We start from the raw sequence: 17148 nt of genomic DNA on the forward strand, positions 1-17148 counted from the left end.
GAGACGCTTATTGCTCCGGGGTGTCTTCGGGCGCCGGGTCACCGCCGTAGTGCTGGCCCAGTTCGACGCGCTTTTCCTCGACCCAGCCGCTGAAGTCATCGCCGTTCTTGGCGACGTACATGACCTGGGCCCAGCCGTCCTCGGTGCTGGCGTACACCGTGAGGCCGTCGCCAGGCACGACGAAGACCTTCTTGGTGATGCAGGCACTGTTGGGCGCGCTGTGAAAGTAGACCCGGCCTTGGCCGATAACCTTGCCTTCGACGGGTGGGCGGTAGCTGCCGGCTTCGGCGTTGGCCTTTTCATGCAGGGCATCGCAATCGACCGGTGCCTCGGCGGCAAAGGCCGAGGGCGAGAGGCCCAGCAGCAGGCAGGCAAGAGGCAGCAGGCGGGCGGTGCGTTCCATGCGGGAGGTGTCCATCAGGCGTGTGGGAAGGTGGTGATCATAATGGGTTGGCTCGTTGGCCGTCAGCCGGGAAGGGCAATCGGCGTGAGTACCGGCTGGCCGGAAAAATACGCCAGCAGGTTTTCGGCCACCAGCGCTACCGTGGCTTCGGAGGCTTCCGGCGACAGACCGGCCACGTGGGGTGTCAGCACCACGTTGCCCAGGCTCTTGAGGACTTCAGGCACATTCGGTTCGTCGTCAAACACATCCAGTGCCGCACCGGCGAGGCGACCTTGCTGGAGGGCGGCGACCAGGTCGGCGGTCACCACCACGCTGGCGCGTGCAATGTTGACCAGGAACCCTTGCGGGCCGAGGGCTTCAAGAGCCTGTCGGCCGATCAGGCCGTCGGTGCCGGCACCGCCTGGGGTGGCGATGATCAGGTAGTCCGAGGCCAGCGCCAGTTCGGTGGTCGTGGCGCAATAGTGGTAATCGATATCCATGCGCGGTCGCCGGTTGTGATAGCTCACCGTCATGTCGAAACCCAGGGCCGCGCGCTGGGCAATCGCCTGGCCCACCGCGCCCATGCCGAGGATGCCCAGGCGCTTGCCGCCCAGGGATGGACGCATCAGCTTGCGCCACTCGCCACGGCGCACCGAGGCGTCGGCGCGGGGAATATCGCGCACCAGCGACAGCAACAGGGCCATGGCATGGTCGGCCACGGACGAGGCGTTGGCACCGGCACCGTTGGTCACGACGATGCCCCGTTGCGCGGCGGCGTGCAGGTCGACCTTTTCATAGCCGGCACCGATCACGCAGATGATTTCAAGTTTGGGCAGGGCGGCGATTTCCTCGGCGAACAGTCCCAGCGGGCCGCGGGTGAGCACGGCATTGATGCGTTCGCCCTGCTCGGCGATGGCTTGCGCGCGCAGGGCCTGGGTCGGCGCCAGGATCAGTTCGAAGCCGTGCTTCTGGATGATTGGCAGGTAGTCGTCGACGGTTTCCACGAGTACCAGCAGCACCTTGCTCATGTGTTTCTCCGGGCCGTATCAATAAGAGTGACCGGTAGGACATCGCCCTACCGGTGGTTGAGCTCAGGTCGCCCTGACGCCGTAGCGACCTCGGTAATCACTGGGCGAGAAGCCGGTGATTTTCTTGAAGGTCGAACGGAACGCACCGGGGTCCTGGTAACCCACGGTCCAGGCGATATGGTCGACGGTGCCGTTGGTGAATTCAAGCATTTCCCGCGCCTTGCCAACCCGCAGGTGCTGGCAGTACTCCGTCGGACGCAGGCCGGTGGCGGCGCGAAAGCGGCGCAGGAAGGTGCGCTCTTCCAGGCCGGCCTTGTCGGCCATGGCATTTACGCTCACCTCCAGGGCGCCGCTGCTTTGCAGCCAGTGCTGGACCTTGAGGATCGCGGCGTCGCCGTGGCCCAGGATCGGCGCAAAGTTGCCGGCGCATTCGCTGTTGTCACGGTGTTCGATCAGCAGGTAGCGCGCGGTGCGCGTGGCGATCCCCGGCCCCAGCAGCCGTTCGACCAGGCGCATGCCCAGTTCGGCCCAGGCCATCAGCCCGGCGGTGGTGATCAGGTCGCCGTCGTCGATGATCGGCTTGTCGGTGTCGAGGCGTATCTGCGGGTAGAGCGCGGCAAAGGCCTTGGCCGAATTCCAGTGGGTGGTGGCGGGGCGTTGGTCGAGCAGGCCGGTCTGCGCCAGCACGAAGGCGCCCATGCACACGGAACCGATGATTGCTCCGTGGCTATGTTGTTCGCGGACCCAGGCGGCACTGAGTTGCAGGGCGGCGGGCGAGGGCGTATCGCCCAGCGAAGGGGGAATGACCACGGCGACCGGATGGCCGTCCATGCCCGGCTGGCTGTCGTAGATCCGTTCGAGGGACTCGCCCGTGGCTCCGGTGGCCCAATGGCTGACACGCAGCCGCCGGGCCGCATCGCCGTGTTCGGCGACCATGCGATTGGCCACGCTGAACAGGTCGGTCAGGCCGTGGACGGCGGCGGTCTGCGCGCCGGGATAGAGGAGCAGGCCGATCTCGGACACGGCGTTGTCGGCTGGCGTGGCGCGGTCGATGGCGGCCGTGGGCGCGTCCATTGTCAGTTTTCCCCTCGAAAGTGTCGGTCCGGCCAATCCCCGGAACACCGTGGGAACTGGATACTTGATCCGGTAAGGCAAAGCAACCGAACGCTGCACCACTAATCGAGGAAGATGATATGTCCGTACAAGCGCTGATCCTGGTGGATATCCAGAATGACTATTTCCCAGGCGGAAAGTGGACCCTGAGCGGTGCCGACGCAGCAGCCGACAAGGCCGCCGCGATTCTCGCCGCCGCCCGTGAGGCGGGTGACCTGGTGGTGCATGTCCGCCATGAGTTCGCCAGCGCCGATGCGCCGTTCTTTGTGCCGGGTTCCGAAGGGGCGCGGCTGCACGCCAAGGTCCTCAACCGCGCCGACGAGCAGGTGATACTCAAGCATTTCGTCAACTCGTTTCGCGACACCGAACTGAGCGCGGTGCTGGAGCGCAATAAGATCAAGGAACTGGTGGTGGTCGGCAGCATGAGCCACCTGTGCATCGACGCCATCACCCGCGCGGCGGCTGACCAGGGCTACACGGTCACGGTGATCCACGATGCCTGTGCTTCACGGGACCTGGAGTTCAACGGCCTGACGGTGCCAGCGGCCCATGTGCACGGGGCGTTCATGGCCTCCCTGGCGTTCGGTTATGCCACGGTGGTTTCCGCCGAGCAGTGGCTGGCGCGCTAACCCGTCACGGATGGACGCGACTCCCCGGCAGGCACCGGCCTGCCGGGGAGTCGATTATTGAGTCCCTCCCAGAATCGATTTCGGCTCGAGGAACGCCTCGAGTCCGAAGGTCCCGTATTCCCGGCCGATTCCCGACTGCTTGAAGCCGCCGAAAGGCGCCGCCGGCTCGTGGGCCAGGGTGTTGATCAGCACGCGTCCGGCCTCGAGGCGGTCGGCGACCTGGCGGGCCCGTTCGACATTGGCGGACATCACATAGGCCTGCAGGCCGTAGGGTGTGTCATTGGCGATGCGGATGGCTTCTTCCTGGTCGCGGTAGGTGATGATCGACAGCACCGGGCCGAAGATTTCCTCGCGGGCGATGGTCATTTCATTGGTCACGCCGCTGAATACCGTCGGGCGCACGAACCAACCCTTGTCCGCGCCCTGGGGCAGGCCTTCGCCGCCGACCAGCAGACGGGCGCCGTCGTCGATGCCGATGCGGATATAGCGTTGCACCCGCTGCCATTGTTTTTCACTGATCATCGGCCCAACGGTGGTCTGTGGATCAAGGGGATCACCGACCTTGACCACGTCGATGGCCTGGAGCACGGCGGCTTCGACTTCGTGCAGGCGTTCCTCCGGTACCAGTATCCGGGTCCCGGCGATGCACGCCTGGCCGCTGTTCATGAAACCGGCCTGCAAGGCCAGGGGAATGGCCTGGCTCAGATCGGCATCGTCGAGGATCACCACCGGCGATTTGCCGCCCAGTTCCAGAGTGACGCGCTTCAAGGTCTCGGCAGCACTGCGCAGTATGCTTTTACCCACCAGGGTGGAGCCGGTGAAGGAGATCTTCGCGATATCCGGGTGGCTGCTGATCGTGGCGCCGACGGTTTCACCGCGACCGGTGACGATATTGAACAGCCCCGCTGGCAGGTCGGCCTCGTGCAGGGCCTCGGTGACGATACGGGTCTGGATCGCGCTCATCTCGCTGGGCTTGATCACCGCGGTACAACCGGCGGCCAGGGCGGCGGCAAGCTTGCCGCAGATAAAACCGGCGTCGTTGTTCCAGGGGGTGATCAGGCCGGCCACGCCGAGGGGCTGCATGATCACCTCGGCGGTTCCGGCGCGGCGCTTGAAGTCGTACTTTTCGAGGACCTTCGCCGCTTCCAGAAAGACGCTGGCGGCATGCTGGGCCATCCAGCGCGAGCGGGAAGCGGGGGCGCCGTATTCCTCGATGATGGCGTCGTTGAGCGGGTCTTCCCGGGCGACAATGGCGGCGTGCATGCGCTGCAACATGGCCAGGCGTTCGGCCTTGGTTGTGCGGGAGAAGGCTGGGAACGCGGCCTTGGCGGCGGCAATCGCGGCATGGGCATCCTGCTCGTCCGCCAGGCGCACCTGGCCGATGACCTGGCCGGTGGCGGGGTTGAACAGGTCGAACAGTTCCTCGCCGTGGGGCGTGACAAAGGCGCCATTGATATAGATATGGTCGATGCGTTGCATGGCTGCTCCGAGGTGTGCGTCTGTGGTGTGAGTCAGGATAAGCGGCTAGGATTAGCCTGATAAGCCGGACGAAGCGGCATGGGTTAATGAGTGATTTGGGATAATGCGCACATCAGGCCTGACAGAGTTGGAAGCGGTACTGGCCGTGGCCCGGCACCGGAGTTTCCGGGCGGCGGCGGCCGAGCTGGAGGTCTCGACCTCGGCCTTGAGCCATGCGGTGTCGGCGTTGGAGAGCCGGATCGGGGCGCGGCTGTTCAACCGTACAACCCGTAGCGTGGCGTTGTCCGAGGCGGGGGCGCAGTTTGTCGAGAGCATTTCGCCGGCCATGTCGACCATTCGCGCGGCCATGGAACAGGCGGGCAGTCACGCCGGTATTCCCGCCGGTACCTTGCGGATCAATACCGCCGTGGGCGCGGCGAAGCAGGCGATGCCGTTGTTTGTCGAATACATGCGCCGCTACCCGCAGATGAACGTGGATATCGTCACCGAGGGCAAGCTGATCGATATCGTGGTCGAGGGCTTCGATGCCGGGATTCGCCTGCACGACAGCGTGCCCCAGGACATGATCGCCATTCCATTGGGCTTGCCGTTGCGTTTGTTGGTAATGGGCAGCCCGGAGTATTTCTCGCGCCATCCGGTGCCGCAGACGCCGACCGATCTGCTCAAGCATCGGTGTATTCGCTTGCGCTTGCCGAGTGGACGGATCTACCACTGGGAGTTCGAGCGCCATGGCGAGACCCATACGGTGGATGTCCAGGGCGTATTGACCCTGGATGAATCGACCCTGGTGCTGGAGGCGGCGCGGGCGGGGTTGGGGCTGGTGTATGCGACACAGTGGAACGCGGCGGCGGACCTGGCGGCGGGCACGCTGGTGTCGGTACTGGAAGACTGGACACCACCGTTTGACGGCTTGTCGCTGTATTACCCGGGGCGGCGGCATGTGCCGGCGGGGTTGCGGGCGTTGATCGAGTTGATTCGCGAGCGCAATGCTCAAGGGCTTTGAGAGGTGCGTTGTTCGCTCGGGCCTCTTCGCGGGCAAGCCCTGCTCCTACAAAGTTATGTCGTACGCAGTTTTTGTGTTCGACGCAAAACTGTAGGAGCAGGGCTTGCCCGCGAAGGCGTCATCAGGATCAATGCGCTTCCCCAGCCTTGATCCCCGCCGGCAGCGCCTTGGTCAACAGCACCGCCAACATGCTGATCCCCAGGGCGATCCCGACAAAATGGAAGGCGTCGTTATAGGCCATGATCGATGCCTGCTGATGGGTGATCTCGCTCAGCTTGCCCAACGCCGCGCCGTCGCTGCCAAGCTTCTCCGAAAGCATCGTCAGGCGTTCCGCCACCTGCGGATTACCCGGCACGATCGCCTCGCGCAAATAGTCGAAATAGACCTTGGTCCGCGCATCCAGCAAGGTCGCCAGCAAGGCGATGCCAATGGCCCCGCCGAGGTTGCGCAGGATATTGAACAGGCTCGACGCCGACCCCGCGTCCTGGGGCAGGATATAGGCGGTAGCGATCAGCGAAATGGTCACCATGATCAGCGGCTGGCCCAGCGCCCGGATAATCTGGATCTGGTTGAACTGCGGGCCGGCAAAGTCCGGGTTGAGTACCCCGGAGGAAAAACTCGCCAGCCCGAACAGGCCGAAACCCAGGGTACAGAGCAGCTTCGGCGAGATGAATTTCATCAGCTTGGGCACCAGCGGAATCAGGAACAACTGCGGCACCCCCATCCACATGATCACTTCGCCGATCTGCAGGGCGTTGTAGTTCTGGATCTGCGCCAGGTACAGCGGCAGCAGGTAGATCGAGCCATACAGCCCCACGCCCATGCCCAGGCTGGCAATGCTGGACAGGCCGAAGTTGCGGTTCTGCAGGATGCGCAGATTGATCAGCGGATTGGCCTTGGACAGTTGCAGGATCACGAAGGTGATCAGGCTCAGCAGGGCGATACTGCCCAGGGTCACGATCAGATCCGATTCCAGCCAGTCCTTGCGGTGGCCTTCTTCGAGGAACACCTGCAGGCACCCCAGGCCGATGCCGAGGCTGACGATCCCGGCATAGTCGGTGCTCTTGAGCAGTTCCCAATGGGACTCCTTCTTTTCCAGGCCGTAGAGCAGGCCGCCGATCATGATCAGGCCGGGCGGGATGTTGATGTAGAAAATGTACTGCCAGCCCCAGTTCTCCGTAAGCCAGCCGCCTATGGTCGGGCCGATGGACGGGGCGAAGGTGGCGGTCATGGCGAACATGGCCATGCCCTTGGCGCGGTGGTGGTCCGGCAGTTTGATCAGGGTCAGGGTGAACGCCAGGGGAATCAGCGCGCCGCCGGTGAAACCCTGCATGGCGCGGAACACGATCATGCTTTCCAGGCTCCAGGCCATGGAACAGAGCAGCGACGAACCGAGGAAACCCAGGGAGACCCAGACCGCCAGCCGCCGCGCCGAGAGCAATTGCACCAGCCAGGCGGTGAGGGGAATCATGATGATTTCCGCCACCAGGTAGGAGGTGGAAATCCACGAACCTTCTTCCAGGGTCGCCGACAGGGCGCCCTGGATATCCTTGAGCGAAGAGTTGGTGATCTGGATATCGAGCACCGCCATAAAGGCGCCGAGCATCACGCTCATCACCGCAATCCAGTCCCGGCGGGTCGGCTCGCCCAGCGGTCGGATCAGTTGATCACCGGCCATGCTGGGCGTCGCGCAGATCGACCTTGACGGTGACCGACATGCCCGGACGGATCTTGCCCTGCAACGGATTGTCGGCGGCAAAGGTCAGCTTGACCGGAATGCGTTGCACCACCTTGGTGAAGTTGCCGGTGGCGTTGTCCGGCGGCAGCAGGCTGAACTGCGCGCCGGAGGCGGCGAACAGGCTCTCGACCTGGCCCTGGATCGGCGTGTCCTCATAGGCATCGAAGGTCAGCGTCGCGTGCTGGCCCGGCTGCATATGGCCGATCTGGGTTTCCTTGAAGTTGGCCTGGATCCAGATGTCCTGGTCTGGGACGATGGACAGCAGGTAGGCACCAGCCTGCACATACTGGCCATTGCGCGCCGCGCGCTGGCCGACCAGGCCGCTGATGGGCGCATGGATCTCGCTGCGGGTCAGGTTCAGCTCGGCCTGGGCCAGGTCGGCGCGGGCATTGGCGATCTGTGCGTCGAGGCGCTTGAGCTCGGCACTCAGGGCCGTGACCTGCTGGCGCTGGCCTTGCAGGTCGGCCTGGGCCTTGGCCACTTGCGAGCGGGCGATATGGTTGTCGGCGGAGAGCGTGGTGACCCGCTCTTCCGAGACGTAGCCGGGTTTGCGCAGGGTCTGCGCACGGTTCAGGTCGAGTTGCGAGCGGCCGAGGCTGGCCTGGCTGGCCGCGACCTGCGCATCGGCGGAGGCGATCAGGCTGGCTTGCTGGGTCAGCTTGCTCTGGGCCTGCACCCGTTCGGCCTCGCGGGTGGCGAGGACGGCATTGGCGCGGTCGATGGCCAGTTGGAAGTCAGCGCCTTCGAGCCGGACCAGCAACTGGCCTTTCTCCACATGCTGGTTGTCTGCCACCAGCACTTCGTCAATGCGTGCGCCCAATTGGCTGGAGACCCGGGTGATTTCGCCCTGGACATAAGCGTTATCGGTGCTTTCATAAAAGCGTCCCCTGAAAAACCACTGGACGAAAAAGCCCAGGGCAATCACCAGGACCAGGAACAGGAAAATAAACAGTCGACGCTTGAGTTGGGAGGGCATGGGCAGCAACACATCAATGTGTAAGTGAATTTTACGGTAGACGAATCTGGCACAGCAGGATTAATGGGTAAATGCCAGTAACCGAGAAAGCCCGGCTTTCGGGGCCTGGAGCCATTTTTAGACCGAAGCTTGGCTTATATGCCCTCGGCCGGATGCCCTGTACTGGAGCCCGGACGGCTGTGCCTGTTACCATTCGCCCTTTGTTTTATCTCCACTTCGAGACCGCCCATGACCACCGTTCGCACGCGCATCGCGCCATCGCCCACCGGCGATCCCCACGTCGGCACCGCCTACATCGCTTTGTTCAACTATTGCTTTGCCAAGCAGCACGGTGGTGAGTTCATCCTGCGGATCGAAGACACCGACCAGTTGCGCTCGACCCGCGAGTCCGAACAGCAGATTTTCGATGCCCTCAACTGGCTGGGTATCACCTGGGCCGAAGGCCCGGATGTCGGCGGTCCCCACGGTCCGTACCGGCAGAGCGAGCGTAGCGAGATCTACAAGAAATACACCCAGCAACTGGTGGACATGGGCCACGCCTTCCCGTGCTTCTGCACCGCCGAAGAGCTGGACCAGATGCGTGCCGAGCAGATGGCTCGCGGCGAGACCCCGCGCTATGACGGTCGTGCGCTGTTGCTGTCGAAAGAGGAAGTGGCCCGGCGCCTGGCCGCCGGCGAGCCCCATGTGATCCGCATGAAAGTACCGAGCGAAGGCGTCTGCGTGGTGCCGGACATGCTCCGTGGCGATGTCGAGATCCCGTGGGATCGCATGGACATGCAGGTGCTGATGAAGACCGACGGTCTGCCGACCTACTTCCTGGCCAACGTGGTCGACGACCATCTGATGGGCATCACCCATGTGCTGCGTGGCGAAGAGTGGCTGCCGTCGGCACCGAAGCTGATCCTGCTCTACGAATACTTCGGTTGGGAACAGCCGCAGCTGTGCTACATGCCGCTGTTGCGCAACCCGGACAAGAGCAAGCTGTCCAAGCGCAAGAACCCGACTTCGGTGACCTTCTACGAGCGCATGGGCTTTATGCCTGAAGCCATGCTCAACTACCTGGGGCGCATGGGTTGGTCGATGCCCGACGAGCGCGAGAAGTTCTCCCTGGAGGAAATGGTCGAGCATTTCGACCTGTCCCGCGTTTCCCTGGGCGGGCCGATCTTCGATATCGAGAAGCTGTCCTGGCTCAATGGCCAGTGGCTGCGCGACCTGCCGGTGGAAGAATTCGCCAGCCGGGTGCAGAACTGGGCGCTGAACCCCGAGTACCTGATGAAGATCGCGCCGCTGGTCCAGGGCCGGGTCGAGACCTTCAGCCAGGTCGCGCCGCTGGCGAACTTCTTCTTCGCCGGTAGCCTGCCGCTGGACGTCAAGCTGTTCGAGCACAAGAAACTCTCGGCCGACGACGTGCGCAAGTTGATGCAGTTGATCCTGTGGAAGCTGGAAAGCTTGCGCCAGTGGGAAAAGGACAGCATCACCGCGACCATCCAGGCGGTGGTCGACTCCCTGGAGTTGAAGCTGCGCGATGCCATGCCGCTGATGTTCGCCTCGATCACCGGGCAGGCCAGTTCGGTGTCGGTGCTCGATGCGATGGAAATCCTCGGGCCGGACCTTACGCGTTTCCGTCTGCGCCAGGCCCTGGATTTGCTGGGCGGGGTGTCGAAGAAAGAAAACAAGGAATGGGAAAAGCTGCTGGGCGCGATTGGCTGATCAGCGACAGGGGCGGCCCTGAGGGCGTCAAAAGCTTCGCGGGCAAGCCCTGCTCCTACAGTCCCTCGTCGAATACAAAATCCATGTACGACGCAAACCTGTAGGAGCAGGGCTTGCCCGCGAAGAGGCGCATAAGATCACCAAAAGCTTTGCTGGCAAGCCAAGCTGTTACGGGTTCTGAGTGCCTACAGGGTTGTAGAGGATTCCACAGTAGGTGGTATTCCCCCCGGTTTTACCGGGGCAGGGCGGTAAGTGGTTGTTATGCCGACAAAAAATTTTCAAAAAGTTTGAAAATAAGTTTGACAGCTCCCCGATACGCCCTTAAGATTCGCCCCGTCCTCACCGATGAGGGGCTATAGCTCAGCTGGGAGAGCGCTTGCATGGCATGCAAGAGGTCGACGGTTCGATCCCGTCTAGCTCCACCAATTTACACTTCAAGGCCTGGCCACACCGGTCTTGAAGCGATCAGCACTCAGCGTTGATCAGTTGTATAGAAGGGTTTGCGTCCCCTTCGTCTAGTGGCCTAGGACACCGCCCTTTCACGGCGGTAACAGGGGTTCGAGTCCCCTAGGGGACGCCAGTTTTACAGAAGCGATGTTGCAGGTTGATGTCGTTCCGCCTCCGAGGCGAAAAATCCGGGGCTATAGCTCAGCTGGGAGAGCGCTTGCATGGCATGCAAGAGGTCGACGGTTCGATCCCGTCTAGCTCCACCAATTTACACTTCAAGGTCTGGCCACACCGGCCTTGGAGCGATCGGCACTCAGCGCCGATCATGTTAGAAGGGTTTGTGTCCCCTTCGTCTAGTGGCCTAGGACACCGCCCTTTCACGGCGGTAACAGGGGTTCGAGTCCCCTAGGGGACGCCACGATTGCCCGCTCTGCGGGATTTTATAAGGGTCATTCAATTATTGAATGGCCCTTTTGTTTGTCTGGCGTTTGGCCCTTTGCTCCCTTGATTCATTTTTTAATACCCATGGTGCGGACCAGCGGTCAAAATAAAGTCTTGCGGAAAAATATTATGCGAATAATATTTTCTGTGTGATGTCTGGAGGTGGCAATGAACGACAAGAAAGCTCAAACCCGCGAGCGCATCCTGCAGGCGGCCAGTAACGCCCTGATCCAGCGTGGTCCGGTGGAGCCGAGTGTCAGTGAAGTGATGGGCGCCGCCGGGTTGACCGTGGGTGGGTTCTACGCGCACTTCGAGAGCAAGGACGCGTTGATGCTGGAGGCGTTCAAGCAATTGCTCGCCCAGCGCCGGGCGAAGATGAGCGAGGTCGACAGCCAGTTGCCGGGCGAGGAGCGGCGTGCCCTGTTCGCGGCCTTCTATCTGTCGCGCAAGCACCGTGATGCGGTCCAGCAGGCCTGTCCGATCCCGTCCATCGTCGGGGAAATGTGCAACCTGCCGGAGTGTTTTCGCGAAGCCCTGAACGAGCATGTGGAACTGATGGTCGCGCAGTTGGCGTCCAGCCCCGAGGATACTGACAAGGCCCTGGCCGATATCGCCCTGATGATCGGCGGCCTGGCCGTGGCCCGGGCGCTGGGGCCCGGCGAATTGTCCGACCGAATCCTGCGGGCGGCCAAAACGGCGGTGATCTGAGGGTTGTTCCGTTACACTGCCCGGGTCTTTGATTTGACCGGGAGCGGTACATGAGTTGGGATCTGGCGACACCCTTCATCCTCGATTTGCAGGTGGCTGACGAGGATATCGACGGTCTTGGGCACGCCAACAACGCGGTGTATGTCAGCTGGCTGGAACGCTGCGCCTGGCGTCACTCGCAGCGCCTGGGCCTGGACCTGACCGAGTATCGGCGCCTGGATCGGGCCATGGCCGTGGTCCGGCATGAAATCGACTACCTGGCCGCCGCCTACGAAGGCGACGAGTTGCAACTGGCGACCTGGATCGTCGACTGGGACCAGCGCCTGAAGATGACGCGGCGTTTCCAGCTGGTCCGTCCCCGCGACAACCTGACCCTGTTGCGCGCGCAAACCACCTTTGTCTGCATCGAGCTGTCCAGCGGCAAGCCCAAGCGCATGCCGGCGGAATTTATCGAGGGCTACGGGCCGGCGCTGCAGTCGGTCTGAGGGCGTACCGGTTTGTGCCGGAACCCCGTAAACTGCCGCACTTTTTCGCCGGTCGCTTTTTTTCATGACCGCTTTTTCCGATGAGAGTACCCATGCAAATTGCCCTGGCACCCATGGAGGGGTTGGTCGACAACATCCTGCGTGATGTGCTGACCCGCGTTGGCGGTATCGACTGGTGTGTCACCGAGTTTATCCGGATCAATGACTCGCTGTTGACGCCTGCCTACTACCACAAGTTCGCCCCCGAACTGCTGACCGACGCCCGCACGGCGGCGGGTGTGCCGTTGCGGGTGCAACTGCTGGGTTCCGATCCGGTGTGCCTGGCGGAAAACGCGGCCCTGGCCTGCGAGCTGGGGTCGCAGGTGATCGACTTGAATTTCGGTTGCCCGGCCAAGACCGTGAACAAGTCCCGGGGCGGGGCGGTGCTGCTCAAGGAGCCGGAGTTGCTCAACGCGATTGTCGAGCAGGTGCGGCGCGCGGTGCCGGCGCATATCCCGGTGACGGCGAAGATGCGCCTGGGTTTCGACAGCCCGGATGGAGCGTTGGTCTGCGGTACGGCCCTGGCTGAAGGTGGCGCCTCGCAGATCGTGGTGCACGCGCGGACCAAGGTCGATGGCTACAAGCCGCCGGCCCATTGGGAATGGGTGGCGCGGGTGCAGGAAGTGGTCAAGGTGCCGGTGTTCGCCAATGGTGATATCTGGTCGGTGGACGACTGGCGGCGCTGCCGTGAGATCAGCGGTGCCGAGGACATCATGCTCGGTCGCGGCCTGGTCTCGCGTCCGGACCTGGCTCGGCAGATCGCCGCGGCGCGGGCCGGCGAAGAAGTCGTGGAGATGACCTGGGCCGAGCTGCTGCCGCTGTTGCGTGACTTCTGGGTACAGGCAGAGGCGCAGCTGACGCCACGCCAAGCGCCGGGTCGTTTGAAGCAGTGGCTGGCGATGTTGACGCGCAATTATCCGGAGGCGGTGGAGCTGTTCACTCACCTGCGCCGTGAGACCGATTGCGCGGCGGTCGGGCGCCTGTTGAATGTGCCGTTGCCTGAAGCGGCCTGAAAATTTTCACGACAATCTCTTGAAATGCCTGGGCGAGTTCCTATCTAGGGAGTACGCGATGCCGAATTCGGGTCGCGGACTAAACCACTCGCTGAATTTCAGGAGATTGACATGACTACCGCATTTTCGCTGGCTCCGCTGTTCCGTTCTTCCATCGGTTTCGATCGTTTCAACGATCTGTTCGAGACCGCCCTGCGCAACGAACCGGGCAGCAGCTATCCACCCTACAACGTTGAAAAGCATGGTGATGACGAGTACCGCATCGTCGTGGCCGCCGCCGGTTTCCAGGAAGAAGACCTGGAACTGCAGGTCGAGAAAGGCGTACTGACCGTCAGTGGCGGCAAACGTGACGCCCTGGCTGAAAACGTCAGCTACCTGCATCAGGGCATCGCCCAGCGTGCGTTCAAACTGTCCTTCCGCCTGGCCGACCATATCGAGGTCAAGGCCGCCGGCCTGAGCAACGGTCTGTTGAATATCGACCTGCTGCGGGTCGTGCCGGAAGAGGCCAAGCCAAAGCGCATTGCCATTAATGCAGGGCAAAAGCCGGCACTGCAGCACTAAGCGCCAGTCCGCTGAAAAAGAACCCCGCCACGGCGGGGTTCTTTGTTTGGTGCACTCAGATCAGGAGCTTTTTGAACTCCTCCAAAGGCAGCGGCCGACTGTGCAGGTAACCCTGGTACAGATGGCAACCCAAGCCTTCCAGGAACACCAGTTGCTCCGGCAACTCCACCCCCTCGGCAATCACCGTCAGCCCCAGGCTGCGGGCCATGGCGACAATGGCACGGATGATTTCCGCGTCGTTGGGATCGTGGGTCGCGTCGCGCACGAACGACTGGTCGATCTTCAGGGCATCCACCGGCAGGCGCTTGAGGTAGGTCAGCGACGAATAGCCGGTGCCGAAATCATCCATGGCAAAACTGACACCGAGCTTGTTCAGGCGGCGCATCTTGCTGATGGTGTCCTCCAGGTTCTGGATCACGATGCCCTCGGTAATTTCCAGTTTCAGCATCGAGGACGGGATGTTGTAGCGGGTCAGCGTACGTTCCACCCGTTCGACGAAATCGGTCTGGCGGAACTGCCGCGGGCTGATATTCACGCACAGGCTGAAGGCATGAGTGATCAGGCCGTCGCCCAGCAATAAGCCAAAGGCCTCGCAGGCGTGGTCAAGAATCCAGGTGCCGACTTCAAGGATCAGCCCGCTGTCTTCCAGGACCTTGATGAACTCGGTCGGCGATTGCGCGCCGAGTTCCGGGTGGTGCCAGCGCACCAGGGCTTCGGCGCCGATGATGCTGTTGTCGCGGGCGTCCACCTGGGGCTGGAAATGCACGCTGAATTCACCCCGGGAAAGCGCCTGGCGCAGGTCGTTTTCCATGCGCAGGCGCTCGCTGGCGGCTTTCTGCATGGTGCTGTGGAACAGCTGGGTGATGTTGCGACCGGAATCCTTGGCCCGGTACAGCGCGATATCGGCGCGCTTGAGCAGGTCGGCGGGGGTGGTGCCGTGATCGGGAATCAGCGCCACGCCGATGCTGGGGGTCACTTGCAGGCGCTGGCCGTCGAGGAACATCGGTTCGGCCAGCAGCTCGCGAATGGTGTCCGCCAGCTCGCGGACTTTGTGCGTGACCTCGCTACGTGAGCCGTCCAGGCCGCTGAGCAGTACCACGAACTCGTCGCCGCCGAGGCGCGCCACGGTGTCCTCGGTGCGCACGCTGGCCTCAAGGCGAGCGGTCACCACTTTGAGCACGGTGTCGCCCACCGGGTGGCCGAGGGAATCGTTGATATGCTTGAAGTGGTCCAGGTCGAGGAACAGCAGGGCGCCGCGCAGGTTGTGGCGCTTGAGCAGGGCGATCTGCTGGCTCAGGCGGTCCATCAGCAGGGCGCGGTTGGGCAGGTTGGTCAGCGGGTCGTGATAGGCCAGGTGGCGGATCTGCGCCTGGGCGTTCTTCAATTGGCTGATATCCCGGGCCGTCAGCAGCAGGCACGCGGTTTCATTGAGGATGATGGGTTCGACCGACACCTCGACCGTGAGCACGTCGCCGCGTTTGTTGCGCCCGAGCATGTCGCGGTGCGGGACATGGCCCTTTTCCTTCAGCTCCGCCAGCAGGGCGCTGCGCTGCTTGTGATCGGCCCAGACACCGATTTCATACACCGTTCTGCCGATGACTTCGCCGCTGGTGTAGCCGGTCAGCCGGCAGAAGCCGTCGTTGACCTCCAGGTAGCGGCCGCTGTCGCGCTCGGTAATGGTGATGGCGTCGGGGCTGGAGTGGAAGGCCTTGGCGAATTTCTCCTCGCTGGCCTTGAGCGCTGCCTCGGCCCGCTGTTGCTGGGTGATGTCGCGCAAGGTGGTGACGATGCACGGTTGTCCCTCGACCACGATCTGCCGACTGGCGATCACGCAGGTCAGGGCGTGGCCACGCTTGTGGTGAACGATCACCGCCACATTGTTCAGGGCCTGGTCGCGGATCACCTGCTGGATGCGTTGCAGGCGCTTGGCCGAGTCGTCCCACAGGCCGATCTGCTCGGCACTGCGATTGCGCACTTCATCGATGTTCCAGCCGAACACCTGGGTGAAGGCCGGGTTGATCTCGATGAACTGCCCGGTTTCGTGACGGGTGACGCAGATCGGGTCGGGGCTGGCCTGGAACAGGCTGGCGAATTTCTCTTCCGAGGCCACCAGGCGCTGTTCGCGCTCCACCTGTTCGGTGATATCCAGCAGTGTGCCGGCCATGCGCAATGGGTTGCCCTGCTCGTCGCGGTAGAGGCGGGCGCGGCTTTCCAGGTAGCGCGAGGTACCGTTTTCCAACTGTACCCGATAGGTCAGTTGATAGCTGCCTTCCGGACCTTCGCGCAGGCTGCGGTAGGCGTTGCGCATGCTTTCGCGTTCGCTGGCGGGCACGCCGTCGAAAAACGCGTCGAAGGATTCATGGAACGGCTGTGGCTCCAAGCCGTGCAACTGCGCGGCGCGCGCCGAGCCATAGAGCATGCCGCTGGGAATATGCCAGTCCCAGGTGCCCAGTTGCGCCGAGTCCAGGGCCAGATCGAGACGGTCCTGGCTGTCCTTGAGGGCCAGCTCGGCATTCTTGCGTTCGGTGGTGTCGAGAAAGGTGCTCAGCAGATAGGCCTGGCCTTCCAGTTCGACCCTTTGGGCGCTGAGGATACCATCATGAATTTTGCCGTTGCTGGCGCGAAACTGCACCTCCTGGCTGACTGACTCGCCGCGGATGTTGATCGATTTGACCAGGCGCTCGCGTTCTTCGGGATTGACCCAGAGCCCGATCTCCACGGTGGTCCGTCCGATCACCTGGAGCGCCGGCCAGCCGAACAGGCTTTCGAAGTACTGGTTGGCCTCGCTGATCAGGCCGTCTTCCTCGCGGGTCAGCAGCACCATGTTGGGGCATAGATGAAACAGGGTGGCGAAGCGCTTTTCCGAACTGCTGAGGGCATGTTCGCGCTGGCGCTGGTGGGTGATTTCGCGGATGACGCCGATCATTCGCGGCTTGCCGTTTTTGTCCGGCAACAGGCTGCCATTGATTTCCAGCCAGTGCAGGCTGCCGTCGGGCCAGAGGATGCGGTGATGCATGGCCTGTTCGACGGGCTCGCCTTCCAGTACCGCGTGGAAGGCCCGCAGGGTGCGCGCGCGGTCCTCGACCGGCAGCAGGTCGAGGTAGTCCATGTCCTTGGGCAATGGCTGGTGCGGATCGAAGCCGAACAGCGCCTGGGTGCCACGGGACCAACTGACCTGGCCGCTTTCAATATCCCAGCACCAGGCTCCGAGGCGCGCGCCATTGAGGGCCGCCAGCAGTTGCGTGGCGCTTTCCCAGCTCTGTTCCGACACCTGGGGGTCGAGTGCATGAATGCGTGGCAGGGGTGGAATACGGCTGGCGTACTTGGGCATTTACAGCTGTCCTTGGTATGAAAGGAACGTTGTGCCGCAAAAAGCTGTTTGGAATAAAGCAGGCT

Annotated in this window: 14 protein-coding genes and 4 tRNA genes; 11 read left to right on the plus strand and 7 right to left on the minus strand. The window is 62.7% G+C overall.

All coding sequences use genetic code 11. The features are described 5' to 3' along the window. Window positions 1–7: 7 nt before the first annotated feature. From M5C01_RS04105 to M5C01_RS04115, 3 genes are all read right to left on the minus strand, one after another. The gene (locus M5C01_RS04105; RefSeq protein WP_178129752.1) at window positions 8–403 is read right to left on the minus strand and encodes an SH3 domain-containing protein; all 396 of its coding nucleotides are present in this window, start codon (window positions 401–403) and stop codon (window positions 8–10) included. Between the two features lie 62 nt (window positions 404–465). Continuing rightward, window positions 466–1410 carry a 2-hydroxyacid dehydrogenase gene (locus M5C01_RS04110; protein WP_152737384.1) on the minus strand — a complete coding sequence of 315 codons (945 nt, stop codon included), beginning with the start codon at window positions 1408–1410 and terminating at the stop codon, window positions 466–468. Between the two features lie 63 nt (window positions 1411–1473). After that, window positions 1474–2484, minus strand: coding sequence for a helix-turn-helix domain-containing protein (locus M5C01_RS04115; protein WP_152737385.1), 1011 nt, complete (start codon window positions 2482–2484; stop codon window positions 1474–1476). A 119-nt stretch (window positions 2485–2603) separates the two neighbouring features. On the opposite strand from M5C01_RS04115, the gene M5C01_RS04120 reads away from it, so the two are divergent. Beyond that, window positions 2604–3152 (plus strand): cysteine hydrolase family protein, encoded by a 549-nt coding sequence (locus M5C01_RS04120; RefSeq protein ID WP_152737386.1) that lies wholly within the window; start codon window positions 2604–2606, stop codon window positions 3150–3152. 54 nt (window positions 3153–3206) lie between these two features. On the opposite strand, the gene M5C01_RS04125 is transcribed toward M5C01_RS04120, so the two are convergent. Continuing rightward, window positions 3207–4631 (minus strand): aldehyde dehydrogenase family protein, encoded by a 1425-nt coding sequence (locus M5C01_RS04125; RefSeq protein WP_152737387.1) that lies wholly within the window; start codon window positions 4629–4631, stop codon window positions 3207–3209. A 103-nt stretch (window positions 4632–4734) separates the two neighbouring features. Here M5C01_RS04125 and M5C01_RS04130 point away from each other — a divergent pair, with 103 nt between their 5' ends. After that, a complete protein-coding gene (locus tag M5C01_RS04130; protein WP_152737388.1) occupies window positions 4735–5634 on the plus strand; it encodes a LysR family transcriptional regulator in 900 nt (299 codons plus the stop codon). Window positions 5635–5761: 127 nt separating this feature from the next. Here M5C01_RS04130 and M5C01_RS04135 read toward each other — a convergent pair whose 3' ends face one another. Both M5C01_RS04135 and M5C01_RS04140 read right to left on the minus strand, forming a co-directional pair. Next, the gene (locus M5C01_RS04135) at window positions 5762–7252 is read right to left on the minus strand and encodes an MDR family MFS transporter (protein WP_177102602.1); all 1491 of its coding nucleotides are present in this window, start codon (window positions 7250–7252) and stop codon (window positions 5762–5764) included. A gap of 49 nt (window positions 7253–7301) precedes the next feature. Next, the gene (locus M5C01_RS04140) at window positions 7302–8348 is read right to left on the minus strand and encodes an HlyD family secretion protein (protein ID WP_103499117.1); all 1047 of its coding nucleotides are present in this window, start codon (window positions 8346–8348) and stop codon (window positions 7302–7304) included. Between the two features lie 228 nt (window positions 8349–8576). Between M5C01_RS04140 and gltX the strand changes: the two genes are divergently transcribed. The 9 genes from gltX to M5C01_RS04185 all read left to right on the plus strand — a co-directional run bounded on the left by gltX (window position 8577) and on the right by M5C01_RS04185 (window position 13752). Next, window positions 8577–10058, plus strand: coding sequence for a glutamate--tRNA ligase (gltX, locus tag M5C01_RS04145; RefSeq protein WP_103499116.1), 1482 nt, complete (start codon window positions 8577–8579; stop codon window positions 10056–10058). A gap of 349 nt (window positions 10059–10407) precedes the next feature. After that, window positions 10408–10483: transfer RNA gene (locus M5C01_RS04150), tRNA-Ala, on the plus strand. A gap of 79 nt (window positions 10484–10562) precedes the next feature. Further along, a tRNA-Glu gene (locus M5C01_RS04155) sits at window positions 10563–10638 on the plus strand. A 57-nt stretch (window positions 10639–10695) separates the two neighbouring features. Further along, window positions 10696–10771: transfer RNA gene (locus M5C01_RS04160), tRNA-Ala, on the plus strand. A gap of 76 nt (window positions 10772–10847) precedes the next feature. Further along, window positions 10848–10923 (plus strand) — tRNA-Glu (locus tag M5C01_RS04165). Window positions 10924–11114: 191 nt separating this feature from the next. Beyond that, complete coding sequence (locus tag M5C01_RS04170; RefSeq protein WP_152737390.1) at window positions 11115–11654, plus strand: TetR/AcrR family transcriptional regulator; 540 nt, start codon at window positions 11115–11117, stop codon at window positions 11652–11654. Between the two features lie 50 nt (window positions 11655–11704). Then, window positions 11705–12139, plus strand: a complete 435-nt coding sequence (locus M5C01_RS04175) for a thioesterase family protein (RefSeq protein ID WP_152737391.1) — start codon at window positions 11705–11707, stop codon at window positions 12137–12139. 92 nt (window positions 12140–12231) lie between these two features. Further along, a complete protein-coding gene (locus M5C01_RS04180; protein ID WP_152737392.1) occupies window positions 12232–13191 on the plus strand; it encodes a tRNA-dihydrouridine synthase in 960 nt (319 codons plus the stop codon). A 111-nt stretch (window positions 13192–13302) separates the two neighbouring features. Further along, the gene (locus M5C01_RS04185; protein ID WP_103497622.1) at window positions 13303–13752 is read left to right on the plus strand and encodes an Hsp20 family protein; all 450 of its coding nucleotides are present in this window, start codon (window positions 13303–13305) and stop codon (window positions 13750–13752) included. 55 nt (window positions 13753–13807) lie between these two features. Here the strand turns inward: M5C01_RS04185 and M5C01_RS04190 are convergent, their stop codons facing one another. Continuing rightward, window positions 13808–17083, minus strand: coding sequence for a PAS domain S-box protein (locus tag M5C01_RS04190; protein ID WP_152737393.1), 3276 nt, complete (start codon window positions 17081–17083; stop codon window positions 13808–13810). Window positions 17084–17148: the final 65 nt, after the last annotated feature.

Source organism: Pseudomonas sp. MWU12-2319 (assembly GCF_023242525.1).
Classification (GTDB): domain Bacteria; phylum Pseudomonadota; class Gammaproteobacteria; order Pseudomonadales; family Pseudomonadaceae; genus Aquipseudomonas; species Aquipseudomonas gingeri_D.